Source organism: Ensifer sp. ENS03 (genome assembly GCF_014852035.1).
In the GTDB taxonomy this organism is placed as follows: domain Bacteria; phylum Pseudomonadota; class Alphaproteobacteria; order Rhizobiales; family Rhizobiaceae; genus Ensifer; species Ensifer adhaerens.
Window position 1 is genome coordinate 55,554 of record NZ_JACVAV010000014.1, and the last position, 12,002, is coordinate 67,555.

A 12,002-nucleotide genomic window follows, 5' to 3' on the forward strand; every position below is an offset into this window, starting at 1 on the left:
ACATGTCCACGACCATCCTCAAGCTCAGAAATATCTGCAAGTCCTTCGGTCCGATCGATGTCCTCAACGACATCTCGCTCGACATCTGTCCTGGCGAAGTGTTGTGCCTGCTCGGCGACAACGGCGCCGGCAAGTCCACGCTGATCAAGACGCTTTCAGGTGTTTATCGTCCGACATCGGGCACGATGGAGATGGACGGTCAGCCCGTCGAGTTCAGCGGTCCGCGCGATGCCAGCAGCCGCGGCATTGCGACGGTCCACCAGTTCGGCGGCACGTTCCCGCTGATGAGCATCGGTCGCAGCTTCTTCGTCGGCGTGGAGCCGACCAAGGGCTGGGGGCCATTCAAGGTATTCGACCGGAAGAAAGCAAACGAGATCGCCGTCCATGCCATCCAGGACTTCGGGATCACCCGGATCGATGATGGCGACCGATTGGTCGGTGGCCTGTCGGGTGGCGAGCGACAATCGCTCGCAATTGCCCGCGCCGTACATTTCGGCGCGAAGGTCCTGATCCTCGACGAGCCGACCGCCGCCCTCGGCGTGAAGCAGGCAACGCATGTGCTCAGGATCGTCAACGAGGCGAAACGCCGGGGCCTCGCTGTCGTCTTCATCACCCACCAGGTCATGCATGCGATGGCGGTGGGTGACCACTTCGCGGTGCTGATCCGCGGCGCGGTCGCCGCCGATTTCCGCAAGGGCGAGAAGACACGCGAGGAGATCACCGACCTGATGGCGGGAGGCGAGACCATGGCGGAGCTCGAAGCCCAGATCGACGGCTACATGACCGCCCATGGCGGGCACGCGCCCCAGATCGCCGGTGCGGCGGTCTAGCCGCGCAGTCCGAAGAACCGAAACGCACTGAATGAAATGCCAAAGGATGAAGACATGGGGACTTGGACCCGCGCCTGCGCAACCGACGATGTCGAGCTTGAGGATCTACTCCGTTTCGATCATGGCGGACGCTCATTTCTGGTGATCCGCAGCCCGGAAGACGAGTACTTCTGCATTGACGGGATCTGCACGCATGAACGTGTGCATCTGGCCGATGGACTCGTCATGGACGGCATCATCGAGTGTCCGAAGCACAACGCGCATTTTGACTACAAGACCGGCGAGGCGACGCGTGCGCCTGCCTGCATCAACCTGAAGTCCTGGCCGGTGAAGGTCGAAAACGGCGACGTATTCATAGAGATCTGACGATATGACACAATTCGCATTGGCCGCTTGCGCGGAAATGATCTGGCGGGATCGCTCGATCGAATGGAGGGCCTCGCGCCTCAAGGAAATGGGTTTTGGCGTCGGCCTGTGGAACTGGCCCGACCATGATCTGGCGAAACTGGAGGCCACCGGCGCGACGTTCACCATCATGAACGGCTACCTGCGCGGCAGGCTCACCGATGACGACGGAGCGGCGGAACTCCTTGAAACCGCACGGCAGACGGCCCGGATCGGCAAGAGGCTCGGTGTGCAGCGCCTCAATCTGCACGGGACCGGTCTTGGCGAAGGCGGACTTCCCGTCCAGCCGATCGAGGTCGTAACGGGAGCGATGTGGCTGAGGGCACGCGACACGCTTCGCCGTATCGTGGAGATGGCAGAGGAAGAGGGCGTCACCTTCACGCTCGAAAACCTCAACCTTCCGGTCGATCACCCGGGCGTACCCTTCGGTCGGGCCGAGGACACATTGGCTCTGGTCGCGAGCGTCAACCACCCGCGTCTGCGTCTCAATCTCGACCTCTATCACGCCCAGATCGGCGAGGGGAACCTGATCGAACTCTGCCGCAAATGCCTGCCCTTTATCGGCGAGATCCAGGTCGCCGACGTGCCTGGCCGCTTTGAGCCCGGAACCGGGGAGGTCAATTGGAAGGGCATCGCTAGTGCTCTTAAAGCGATGGGTTATGCCGGACCGGTCGGTATGGAGGCCTTCGCCTCCGGTGATCCGGAATTCGCGCTCGAATCCTTCCGCAACGCGTTCACGGTATAGCTCCATGGTTCACAAGAACACTCGACCGACCGTCGCCGACATCCGCACCATGAAAGCGCGCGGCGAAAAGATCTCCATGCTCTACGTCACCACGCTCGAGGAAGCGGCGGCGGCCGATGCTGCCGGTATCCATATGCTCTCGGTCGAAGGTCGCTTCTTCTCGCCCGAGATGCGCGAGGCGGCCGGCCGCTGCTTCGTGCAGATTGGTCTGCCCTACGGTGGTTGGGGCAAATTCGAGGGTCGCCCGCTTGCAACGACCGAAGACTATCTCCGTGCGGCGTTCCACTTTTCTGCCATGGGCGGCGACTGTTTCTATTGCGCAGCGTCGCTGGATATCCAGAAGGTGCTCTGCGACAACCATGTGCCGATCGTCGCCCATGTCGGGCTCATCCCCTCTTACATTACCTGGACGGGCTTTCGGGCGGTCGGCAAGACGGCCGCGGAGGCGGTCAAGGTCTTCCGTCACGTCAAGCAACTTGAAGCCATCGGTTGCTTCGGCGCTGAACTGGAGGTGGTGCCGGACCGGATCGGCGAGCTGATATCGAGAAACACATCCATGATCATGCTCGGCATGGGCGCTGGTCCGGGAGCCGACGCCCAGTATCTCTTCGCAGAAGACGTGCTTGGCCACACCGACGGCCACAGGCCGCGGCACGCCAAGGCCTACCGCAATTTCGCAGCCGAATTCGAACGGTTGCAGAAGGAGCGCGTCTCAGCGTTCCGCGAGTTCATCGATGACGTCAACACTGGCGCCTATCCGCAGCCGCAGCACAACGTCGCAATCACTGACACCGAATTGACCGCATTCAAGACCGAGCTCGGTCTTTGATCAGTAAAGGAAAATCAAATGCTTAAAGTTGGCCTTCTCGGCGCGGGTCGCATCGCCGGCGTGCACGCAACGGCGATCTCCAGCCATTCCGGCAGCAGACTTGTTGCCGTATCCGACATCAACATGGCCGCGGCCGAAAAGATCGCTGCGCAGTACGGCGCTGAAGCGCGCGACACGACGGCTATTCTGGGCGACCCGTCGATTGATGCCGTGCTGATCGCCACGTCGACCGATACCCATTCCGACCTGACCGAACGGGCGACGGCCGCCGGCAAGGCGGTCCTTTGCGAAAAGCCGGTTGATCTCAGCCTCGCGCGGGCGCAGGCCTGCCAGAGAACAGTTTTGTCTAGCGGGCGACCAGTCATGATCGGCTTCAATCGCCGGTTCGATCCCAATTTTTCGGCGCTAAAAAAGGCGGCAGACGCGGGCGAAATCGGCAAGTTGGAACTTCTCTCGATCACCTCCTTCGACCCCGCGCCGCCGCCTGTCGCCTATATCAAGGTCTCGGGCGGTCTCTTCCGGGACATGATGATCCACGATTTCGACATGGCGAACTTTATCATGGGGACACCACCGGTCACGGTGACCGCGGTCGGTTCGTCCATCGTCGATCCGGAGATCGGTTCGGCAGGCGACGTCGACACGGCTGTGGTGACACTCACCTACGCCGATGGCCGCATTGCCGTAATCAAGAACAGTCGCCGCGCCGTCTACGGTTACGACCAGCGCCTCGAACTGCTTGGCTCCAAGGGGTTGCTGCAGGCCCAGAACATGGTGGAAAACACCGTGGTGAAGTCGACAACCGAGGGCGTGATCGGCGCAAAGCCGACCTATTTCTTCCTCGAGCGCTACATGCCGGCCTATGCGGCGGAGTGGGCTGCTTTCGTCGAAGCGGTTGCAGGCACAAAACCTCTGCCGGTGACGCTGGACGATGGCGTTGCCGCCCTGGCAATGGCGGAGGCCGCCACACTATCCGTGAAAACGGGCGCCCCCGTCTCACTTCGATCCGTTCTCGGCTGAAGCGATGACCCCGAGCAGTCTTCGGGCCGCTCCTTTCACAATCGGAAACGACAATGACGAACCATGTCATCATCGGCGCGGGCGAAGCCGGCTTGCGCGCTGCTGCAACATTGCGGGACGCGGGCGAGAGCCACGTCACCCTTGTCGGTGGCGAGCAGATGCCGTCCTACGACCGACCCGCCCTCTCCAAGCCCGACGGCGAAACGGGCCTTTTCCACCGCCCGATCGCGGTGGACCTTGCCGGGGTGGAGGTCATGCTCGGGCGTACCGCGGACCGGATCGACCGGGTGGCGAAAGAGGTCATCCTGACGACGGGAGAACGGCTGACCTATGACCGTCTTCTGCTTGCGACGGGGGCGAGGCCGCGGCGCTTGCCTTGTGATCCCGCAGGTCATGCCTTGATGCTGCGCACTCTTGCGGACGCCGAGGCGATCTACGGGAAGGCGGTCGCTGGGGGCCGCGCCGTGATGATTGGCGCTGGCCTTATTGGTCTCGAACTGGCGGCGGAGTTGACCCGTCGCGGCATGGCTGTTCACGTTCTGGAGGCGGGTCCGCGGGCGCTCGGTCGTGGTGTACCAGCCGAAATCGCCGACGTGATCCTGGGTCGTCATCGCTACGCTGGATCGACGATTGATTTCGACGTTCGCATCGATCGCTTCGAACAAGGGGCCGTCGTGCTCGCTGACGGTAATCGGATTGAAGCGGATCTCTTGATTGCTGCAGTCGGCATCGAGCCGGAGGTTAGCCTTGCTCTATCGGCCGGGCTTACCTGCGCCAACGGGATCGAGGTCGATCGCCGGCTCGTGACGTCGGATCCGTCGATCCTCGCTGCAGGAGACTGTGCGGTCGTCGATCATCCTCGCTACGGCCGCACACGGTTCGAAACCTGGCGAAATGCGTGCGACCAAGGCGCCCACGCGGCGAAAGTGATGCTCGGCGGGCACGAAAGCTTCGACGCTCTACCCTGGTTCTGGTCGGATCATTTCGATCTCGGTCTGCAGGCTGTTGGCTTGCATGATCCGTCGCGCCGCGCTGTGCGCCGCGACTTGACCGATGGCGGTTGGCTGCGTTTCGAACTGGACGAGAATGATGTGCTTCAGGCAGCGGCAGGCATCGGACCTGGAAACTCGGTCGCCCGTGACATCCGTCTCGCCGAGAAGCTGATCGAGAGGGGTGCTTCCTGTTCTCCTGAGGCGCTCGCCGGTCCCGGTTCAGGACTGAAATCGCTTTTGAAGGTTGCGGCGTAATGGACGCGGTTTCGGACCACCATATCGACGGCAAACAAATCGCCGCGCAGCTCAGGGCCAACATCGCATCAGAGGTATCCAAGCTCAAAGACGTGACCGGAGAGGTTCCGGGGCTCGCGGTCATCCTCGTCGGCGACGATCCGGCAAGCCGCGTCTACGTCGCCAACAAGCATCGCCAGACCGTTGAAGCCGGGATGAAGTCGCTGGAGTTTCGACTTTCGGAGCAGACGACGCAAGCCAAACTCGTCGCACTCATCGAGCGCTTGAACGAGGACCATTCGGTTCATGGAATTCTCGTCCAGCTGCCGCTACCCGCGCAAATCGAAGCGGAGGCGATCATCAACGCCATTGCCGTCGAGAAGGACGTGGACGGGTTTCATGTTCTCAATGCCGGGCGTCTTGCGACCGGGCAGGCATCGCTAGTGCCCTGCACGCCGCTTGGGACGGTTATGCTTCTCAAAGACCGTCTTGGCGATTTGTCGGGTCTCCATGCTGTGGTCGTCGGTCGAAGCAACATCGTCGGTAAGCCGCTTTCGCAGCTGTTGCTTGCGGAAAATTGCACCGTGACCGTCGCCCATTCCCGCAGCCGCAATTTGCCAGATATCTGTCGGAGCGCGGACATCCTTGTCGCCGCCGTCGGCAGGCCGGAATTGATCAGGGGCGACTGGATCAAACCGGGTGCTGTCGTCATCGATGTCGGCATCAACCGGCTGAGCGACGCAGATGGCGTGCGGCTCGTCGGCGACGTCGCGATGTCCGAGGCTGGACACGCTGCCGCCATCACGCCCGTTCCCGGCGGGGTCGGGCCCATGACTATAGCCTGCCTTCTGTCCAATACGCTTCAGGCGTTCAGGCGCAGCTTGGCACCAGCCGCATCCTGATCCACAACGAGGAACACCAATGTCGAGTTTTGCCCTGCGCGTGCGCTGCGCATCCACCCGCGGCATCGTTGCCGCTATCTCCTCCTTCCTGGCGGAAGAGGAATGCAACATCACCGACAGCGCACAGTTCGACGACGCTGATACCGGTCACTTCTTCATGCGTGTCAGTTTCCGCTCCGAAGGGGGGCGGGCGCTAGAAATGCTGAAGGATGGGTTTAAGCCGATTGCGGACCGTTTTGGCATGGAATTCGAGTTCTTCGACGAGAAGGTCAAGCGCAAGGTGATCATCATGGTCTCGCGCTTCGGCCACTGCCTGAACGACCTACTCTACAGGTGCAAAATCGGGGCACTTCCGATCGACATCGTCGCGGTCATCTCCAATCATCTGGACTATCAGAAGGTCGTTGTGAACCACGACATTCCGTTTCACCACATCAAGGTGACGAAGGAGAACAAGGCTCAGGGCGAGGCCGAACAGATGCGCATTGTCGAAGAGACCGGGGCGGAGTTGGTCGTGCTCGCACGCTATATGCAAGTGCTCTCAGATCGCATGTGCCGGGAGATGTCGGGCCGTGTGATCAACATCCATCATTCGTTCCTGCCCTCCTTCAAAGGGGCCAATCCCTACAAGCAGGCCCTCGAACGCGGCGTGAAACTCATCGGCGCCACGTCCCATTACGTGACCGCCGATCTCGACGAAGGCCCGATCATCGAACAGGACATCGTCCGCGTCACCCATGGTCAATCGAACGACGACTACGTGAGCCTTGGGCGCGACGTTGAAGCTCAGGTCTTGGCTCGGGCAATCCACGCTCACATTCACGGTCGTGTTTTCCTCAATGGCAACAAAACCGTGGTGTTTCCGGCTTCGCCTGGGAGTTACGCATCAGAGCGCATGGGGTGAGGGGCCTGCGCGGGCCGAATTGATCAGGTGCCAATCACGTCGGAGGGCGATGCAATGGATAGTATCCAAACCGGTGAAAACTCGACTGGAACTCAACGCGGGATGCTAACGCCGACCCTCAGTGTCGAGGAGATCAAGGTGAGAATTATCAGGCGCGAGATCGTACTACCGGCCGGCTTGAAGCAGACCATGCGGGCCTTGCTCCAGCATCCCGACCTCGTCGCGTTCGGCACGGCGAAGTCTGTCGCAGCGTCGTGCTCCGTGTCGACGTCGTCTGTGCATCGCTTGGCACGGCAGTGCGGATACGAAGACTTTGCGGGGATGTGCTCCGCATTTAGAAACCACCTCGTCCAACGGAGTCAGGGCTCTAAGAAGTTCGGAGAATTTTGCTCCGCGAGGTGAGGGGGCAGCGCCATTCCCGACTGGCTGGTACGCCGGGAGGCGGCGCTAGGCGTCCGTCCGGTCCGCATCGGTCAGAGCGGGATCCAGAAAAGCATACATCTCGGCTTGAGATCAGGCGACGAAACTGTCGATTTCATCGCCGGGTTTCTCGCGAAATCGCGCCAGCCATCAGCCTGATGCGGTTGGCAAATTGTTTTACGCAGGCGAACACGGCCAACTCGTGGTGATGATATCGCCATCGCCAAAATTGGCGCCGATGGCTTTTGACGGAGCGAGGATGAACAGACATGTCTTGACTGAAACGCAATCGCTTCCCGGGTCGATTGAAATCCTGCCCAAACAAACGCGCGCCGCGACAGAACTGGTGAACTGCAGCAGCGAGGCGTTCGTCCGATAGACAAGGACGTTGCGGCTCCACCCATGTTCTACGGCTTGGTGTACAGACCACAGTCTATCTCCATCGCTTTTCAGGGCCTCGACGAGTTTCACGTTATGGCCCCAGGGCAATTGTGCAACAAGCTGTTGCACGATTTGCTCGTCGGGAAACGCCTCACCAAAGGCGCGCATGTGTTTGAGGTTTCGTGGCGAAAGCCCCGTCTTTTCAGGGAAATCGCGCCGAAGGTCCGCAGCGGGCCGATCGATGACGCGGCTGACCGCCGCCGCTTTGGCGCGCGTGCGGCTCATCTCGCCTGAAGCGGTGCGCACGATCGTTTAAGGCAGCCTTCGAGGCTTGGTAGGAGATCCAACCTCTCAGGCCGATCGAGCCGACCCGTGCGGACAAGAACAAGCAGCTCCCCGCTGAGCGGAGAGAGTTCATGATTTTTGCGTTTGTCGTCGCCTAATGTTCCGTTGGGAACTGACCGCCATGGCGATTTGTGTCCTTATTACCTTCGAGCGATCGCTTGTTCGTTTGTTCTTTACTGCCAAGCCGAATGTCCACGATGCGCGCATCGCTTTTAAGAACCAGAGTGAGAGTTGTGTGGGGTTTGGTTCGCAAATGGCGAGCATTGAATGACTAGAGCAACATGGTGAAGTGATGCGGAGTTTTACGCTCGAAAACAACTGTCTCATCAACATCGATGAGAAGAGATCGGCCCACGGCGACATTCGCACGTTGATTGAAGCCGCAAGGCGTGGAGAGGCGGATGTCGCCATTTTGGCTTCGAGCGCATATGAACGTCAGCCCGGTGGCGCACATCTAAAACGATTTGCAGACTTTGAAAGCCGAATGAGCGCGCTCGGACTTGGTCACATCAGCCTCTTGCGGCCGATCGGGCGACACGGTTTTTCATTCCATGGTTTCTCTATTATGAGTGATGAAGCGGCGATTGAGCGCGAGCGACTTATCTTCAGAACCCTTTTTCCGACGACGCCAGCACGATGGTCGGACTACGCGGTGAGCTACGGCTTGGACAAAAAGGATCTGTCCAGCGCCGCTGCTTGGCATTGGCGCAATTGCCTTGGCGCTGCTCAGGCGTTCTGGGCACATGAAAATGGCGGGCGCCATGTGTTCGTGACCACCAACGAAGGCTTTGCGCGCCTTCCGAAGAAACTTGAATTTGCCAACGCCGTAATCATGACCCCGACGCAGGCGGTTCAGGTTTTAGCTGGCGACAATCGCCGCATCCCGGTAGCCGGCTTGCGCCGACAGAGTCGGCCCGTTGCGAACATGGATTTTCTACCGAGGTAGCAACAACTGCCATGGGCCTGCTTGGACAGGCTTTCTCCGCAAGCGATCTTTGCAAAGGCTCTGGGCCGCCTAAAGTTGTCTAACGACTGAACTGCACCTTCGGATCGTCGCCCCGTCGCGGGTTTCGTCCGACCTCGGATGAATTGAGGGTTCCTTACGCCCAAGTTCATTCTAGTGTTGGTGACGACCGTTGACCTCGACCCGGACGAGAGCCCTGCCGGCCGACCTTGCGGGGAAGCGAATGGCCTATGCCGAAAGGCGGGCCTCCGCGACGTGCGCCGCGGCTTCTTCTAATGCCTCCTCGGCCCACTGATTGAGGCTCTTCCCCGACAGTTCGGCAGCCAGAGCAGCTCGGCGATGCACTTCGGGAGCAACTCGAAACATCATCTTGCCGGAATAGGGTCTTTGAGGCTCTTTGCCGATGCTCTTGCAGGTCTCAAGGTAATCATCGACAGCCTCATGGAACGCCTTCTTCAGTTCAGCAACGCTGTCCCCGTGAAACCCGACTACGTCAGAAATGCCAGCAATCTTACCGAAGAACAGCTCGTCCTCCGCGTCGAATTCTATGCGAGCGTGATAACCGTTGTAAGTCATGGTGTTCATGGTTCTACTCCAATTTGCGTCAGGAATTCGCGAGCATCGCGAACTTGATAACGTTTTGCCTCCTTGTCGGGATGAGGACGATGGAAGCTCGCGATTATGCCGTCCGTTTCGCACTTAACGCGCGAGCCGTTTCTTTCGATGACGTTCGCGCCGGCAGCGACAAGCAGGTTTTCTATACCGGCCCACTCTATGGTTCCCGAGACCGGATCTTTGAAAACCGTCACGAGAGTCTTTTTCTGCTTGCTGTTCATGCTAGCAAACATAGTAATGCTTGCTAATTCTGCAAGCATTATTTCTCATGCAAATACGATCCGTGTGTTTAGAGCCCTGGGTGCGACTCGCCCGATGGGTCCGATTTCAGAGCACCCGTGATGCTGCGAAAATCCGTGCGCTCGTGACTTTTGGCATAGTCATTTGCAAGTCGCACGCCCGGAAAGATCCGGCTGCGGGTTCGATTCTCTTCAAGGACAGAGGTTCGTTGGTAAACTTTCGGCCCAACGCCGACAATAGCTTGGGCCGGCCAATTCCGAACGGCACTCAAGTCACTGGTCGGCGGGCGGCCACGCACGAATAACGAGCCAGCTGGGAACGGGTACGACAGTCACGCTCTTTCTCCCGGATGGGTCAGGCGCCGACAAAGCAAGCATCGGCTCGGCTCCGTCCCAACACGGGAGTCTGATGGGTGAAGGTGAGGTCGTGCTCGTTGTGGAAGACGACAGCGCCGTGAGGCTGCTGATCGTCGACGTTCTGAAGGAACTTGGATACAGGACGATCGAAGCCGAAGACGGAGAACATGCGCTGAGTGGCTCTGGCAAGGAGGCCGGGCCTCCGTGTTCTGTTCTTAACGGGTTATGCAGCAACAGCATCCTCACGCGCGGACTTTCTCGGACCGGGCATGGACATGATGACCAAGCCGTTTTCCATGGACGATCTGGCGCGAATAGTTCGAGAAATGCTTGCAAAAGATTGAGACGCCGGCGCAACTCATGCCGACAGTCAGCGCCGACTAGCCGGCAAGGTGTGCGGCCTCTGACGTGCCGCCGTCGCGACGTAACAACCCTTCTCGCGACGGAAAATGACCGACCGCCTTGGGACGACCCGGTTCGTGCTCGATCAAAGCATGGAAACATGGAAATCATGATTGCTAGGGGCGTTCGGCAGGCAAACCAAATAAGGGTAAAGAGCGGTTGCTATTCGAATGACAAAGGCGCAGTGTCCAGTCTCCAGTAGCAGATGTCACGGGCGCTGCTGTATGAGGGTTCGATACCCTGGCCCCAATCAAGGGGGCGCCATGTCCTCCACCGAACAGACATTTTCGCCTTGCGATCCAGCAAAATCCGGTCGGTCCTAGACACTTGAGGCTGCGAACTGCACAGCGCTATGCGCAGTATGTTCCCAGCCACGACAATCTGGCATTGGTTGGGACGAACCGATGGGCGCAGGTAAGCGCCGGCCGCAATGGCTTCACACTTCTGTGACCACTCAACCGCCCATTTGGAGACATAAGGACATGCTTCAACCGTTCTTCCTAGCGTTGGCTATACAGGCGAGCGTTCTTCTATCCGCAACTCTGCTCTTGATCCCTGGGGCATATGGTCAAGGGTCGGTGCCAGCAAATTCCGAAGCAAAACGCTACGGATCGGGATGGGAGTGCAATCGTGGATTCCGACAAGAGGCCGATTCCTGCGTTGCTGTGACGGCTCCCGACAATGCTTTCCTGACATACGCTTCCTATGGCAACGGCTGGGAATGCGATTACGGGTTTGCCGAAAAGGACGGCCAGTGCCTTGCGGTTCGGCTGCCCGCCAATGCTTTTCTCGACTCTTATTCTGGTGACCGGTGGAAGTGCATGCACGGATATCGTCAGCGCGATACTGAATGCGACCTCATCGAGGTGCCGGACAAGGCGTATCTGACGGATTCGAGCTATGGCGAGGGCTGGATCTGTGAACGGGGGTATCAGGTCATCGCTAGCAAATGCGTCGCACTGATCGTTCCTGACCATGCCTACCTGACCACCAGCGGCAATGAATGGTTGTGCGACCGTGGATTTGAAATGAAAGATCAGGCCTGTGTTGCTGTAAAGGTTCCCGAAAATGCAACCTTTGCGGACAACTCCTATGGCCAGAAATGGAAATGTGACCGCGGATTTGAAGCAAAGGGATCGGTATGTTCACAGATCAATCTTCCTGACAACGCACATCTGGATCGTTCCGGAAACGGCTGGGAGTGCAACCGTCCGTATCGGCTCAGTCGCGGGGTATGCGGTATGGAGTGACGGCTAGATGTGCGCGCCGTCGCCGCTCGATGTGGCCGCTTTTCAAGAAATCGTCTGGACCTACCGCATAGCGTGAGGGCTGAGAGTACGGCCCATCAGGGTGGGCGACCTTGTAAATTGGATGTTCGCTGCGCCGGCGTCACTCGCCGTTTGAGGCATCTCCACGCG

General features: G+C 59.3%; 13 protein-coding genes. 10 read left to right on the forward strand and 3 right to left on the reverse strand.

The genetic code is table 11. The features are described 5' to 3' along the window. Window positions 1-2: 2 nt before the first annotated feature. The 8 genes from IB263_RS30950 to purU are packed head-to-tail and all read left to right on the forward strand — an operon-like array spanning window position 3 to window position 6,861. Window positions 3-830 carry an ATP-binding cassette domain-containing protein gene (locus tag IB263_RS30950; protein ID WP_029742752.1) on the forward strand — a complete coding sequence of 276 codons (828 nt, stop codon included), beginning with the start codon at window positions 3-5 and terminating at the stop codon, window positions 828-830. Window positions 831-884: 54 nt separating this feature from the next. After that, complete coding sequence (locus IB263_RS30955; RefSeq protein ID WP_029742751.1) at window positions 885-1,196, forward strand: MocE family 2Fe-2S type ferredoxin; 312 nt, start codon at window positions 885-887, stop codon at window positions 1,194-1,196. A 4-nt stretch (window positions 1,197-1,200) separates the two neighbouring features. Beyond that, the gene (locus IB263_RS30960; RefSeq protein WP_029742750.1) at window positions 1,201-1,980 is read left to right on the forward strand and encodes a TIM barrel protein; all 780 of its coding nucleotides are present in this window, start codon (window positions 1,201-1,203) and stop codon (window positions 1,978-1,980) included. 4 nt (window positions 1,981-1,984) lie between these two features. Then, a complete protein-coding gene (locus tag IB263_RS30965) occupies window positions 1,985-2,809 on the forward strand; it encodes a 3-methyl-2-oxobutanoate hydroxymethyltransferase (protein WP_029742749.1) in 825 nt (274 codons plus the stop codon). An 18-nt stretch (window positions 2,810-2,827) separates the two neighbouring features. Further along, window positions 2,828-3,829, forward strand: coding sequence for an inositol 2-dehydrogenase (iolG, locus tag IB263_RS30970; RefSeq protein WP_029742748.1), 1,002 nt, complete (start codon window positions 2,828-2,830; stop codon window positions 3,827-3,829). Between the two features lie 53 nt (window positions 3,830-3,882). Then, entirely contained in the window at window positions 3,883-5,076 is a 1,194-nt protein-coding gene (locus IB263_RS30975) for an NAD(P)/FAD-dependent oxidoreductase (RefSeq protein ID WP_029742837.1), read from the forward strand. Beyond that, window positions 5,076-5,957: a bifunctional methylenetetrahydrofolate dehydrogenase/methenyltetrahydrofolate cyclohydrolase FolD gene (folD, locus tag IB263_RS30980; protein ID WP_029742838.1), complete on the forward strand. Its 882-nt coding sequence runs from the start codon at window positions 5,076-5,078 to the stop codon at window positions 5,955-5,957. Before IB263_RS30975 ends, folD begins: the two co-directional genes overlap by 1 nt. A 19-nt stretch (window positions 5,958-5,976) precedes the next feature. Then, window positions 5,977-6,861 (forward strand): formyltetrahydrofolate deformylase, encoded by an 885-nt coding sequence (gene purU, locus IB263_RS30985; protein ID WP_029742839.1) that lies wholly within the window; start codon window positions 5,977-5,979, stop codon window positions 6,859-6,861. Between the two features lie 597 nt (window positions 6,862-7,458). Here the strand turns inward: purU and IB263_RS30990 are convergent. Further along, window positions 7,459-7,947: a DUF1016 N-terminal domain-containing protein gene (locus IB263_RS30990; protein WP_029742841.1), complete on the reverse strand. Its 489-nt coding sequence runs from the start codon at window positions 7,945-7,947 to the stop codon at window positions 7,459-7,461. Window positions 7,948-8,299: 352 nt separating this feature from the next. Here IB263_RS30990 and IB263_RS31000 point away from each other — a divergent pair, with 352 nt between their 5' ends. Then, window positions 8,300-8,953 carry a hypothetical protein gene (locus IB263_RS31000; protein ID WP_029742842.1) on the forward strand — a complete coding sequence of 218 codons (654 nt, stop codon included), beginning with the start codon at window positions 8,300-8,302 and terminating at the stop codon, window positions 8,951-8,953. A 246-nt stretch (window positions 8,954-9,199) separates the two neighbouring features. On the opposite strand, the gene IB263_RS31005 is transcribed toward IB263_RS31000, so the two are convergent. Together IB263_RS31005 and IB263_RS31010 are read right to left on the reverse strand one after the other, a co-directional pair. Further along, entirely contained in the window at window positions 9,200-9,556 is a 357-nt protein-coding gene (locus IB263_RS31005; RefSeq protein ID WP_029742843.1) for a type II toxin-antitoxin system HicB family antitoxin, read from the reverse strand. Continuing rightward, window positions 9,553-9,807: a type II toxin-antitoxin system HicA family toxin gene (locus IB263_RS31010; protein ID WP_029742844.1), complete on the reverse strand. Its 255-nt coding sequence runs from the start codon at window positions 9,805-9,807 to the stop codon at window positions 9,553-9,555. The genes IB263_RS31005 and IB263_RS31010 overlap by 4 nt, the downstream gene beginning before the upstream one ends. 1,259 nt (window positions 9,808-11,066) lie before the next feature. Between IB263_RS31010 and IB263_RS31015 the strand changes: the two genes are divergently transcribed. Further along, on the forward strand, window positions 11,067-11,834 hold the full coding sequence (locus IB263_RS31015) for a hypothetical protein (RefSeq protein WP_127890995.1): 768 nt from the start codon (window positions 11,067-11,069) through the stop codon (window positions 11,832-11,834). The last annotated feature ends 168 nt before the right edge of the window (window positions 11,835-12,002 follow it).

What these genes read in the sequence shown, in the direction of transcription:
- IB263_RS30950 (WP_029742752.1), top strand. Translation starts at nt 3, where the DNA reads ATGTCCACGACCATCCTCAAGCTCAGAAATATCTGCAAGTCCTTCGGT.
- IB263_RS30955 (WP_029742751.1), top strand. Translation starts at nt 885, where the DNA reads ATGGGGACTTGGACCCGCGCCTGCGCAACCGACGATGTCGAGCTTGAG.
- IB263_RS30960 (WP_029742750.1), top strand. Translation starts at nt 1,201, where the DNA reads ATGACACAATTCGCATTGGCCGCTTGCGCGGAAATGATCTGGCGGGAT.
- IB263_RS30965 (WP_029742749.1), top strand. Translation starts at nt 1,985, where the DNA reads ATGGTTCACAAGAACACTCGACCGACCGTCGCCGACATCCGCACCATG.
- iolG (WP_029742748.1), top strand. Translation starts at nt 2,828, where the DNA reads ATGCTTAAAGTTGGCCTTCTCGGCGCGGGTCGCATCGCCGGCGTGCAC.
- IB263_RS30975 (WP_029742837.1), top strand. Translation starts at nt 3,883, where the DNA reads ATGACGAACCATGTCATCATCGGCGCGGGCGAAGCCGGCTTGCGCGCT.
- folD (WP_029742838.1), top strand. Translation starts at nt 5,076, where the DNA reads ATGGACGCGGTTTCGGACCACCATATCGACGGCAAACAAATCGCCGCG.
- purU (WP_029742839.1), top strand. Translation starts at nt 5,977, where the DNA reads ATGTCGAGTTTTGCCCTGCGCGTGCGCTGCGCATCCACCCGCGGCATC.
- IB263_RS30990 (WP_029742841.1), bottom strand. Translation starts at nt 7,947, where the DNA reads ATGAGCCGCACGCGCGCCAAAGCGGCGGCGGTCAGCCGCGTCATCGAT.
- IB263_RS31000 (WP_029742842.1), top strand. Translation starts at nt 8,300, where the DNA reads ATGCGGAGTTTTACGCTCGAAAACAACTGTCTCATCAACATCGATGAG.
- IB263_RS31005 (WP_029742843.1), bottom strand. Translation starts at nt 9,556, where the DNA reads ATGAACACCATGACTTACAACGGTTATCACGCTCGCATAGAATTCGAC.
- IB263_RS31010 (WP_029742844.1), bottom strand. Translation starts at nt 9,807, where the DNA reads ATGAACAGCAAGCAGAAAAAGACTCTCGTGACGGTTTTCAAAGATCCG.
- IB263_RS31015 (WP_127890995.1), top strand. Translation starts at nt 11,067, where the DNA reads ATGCTTCAACCGTTCTTCCTAGCGTTGGCTATACAGGCGAGCGTTCTT.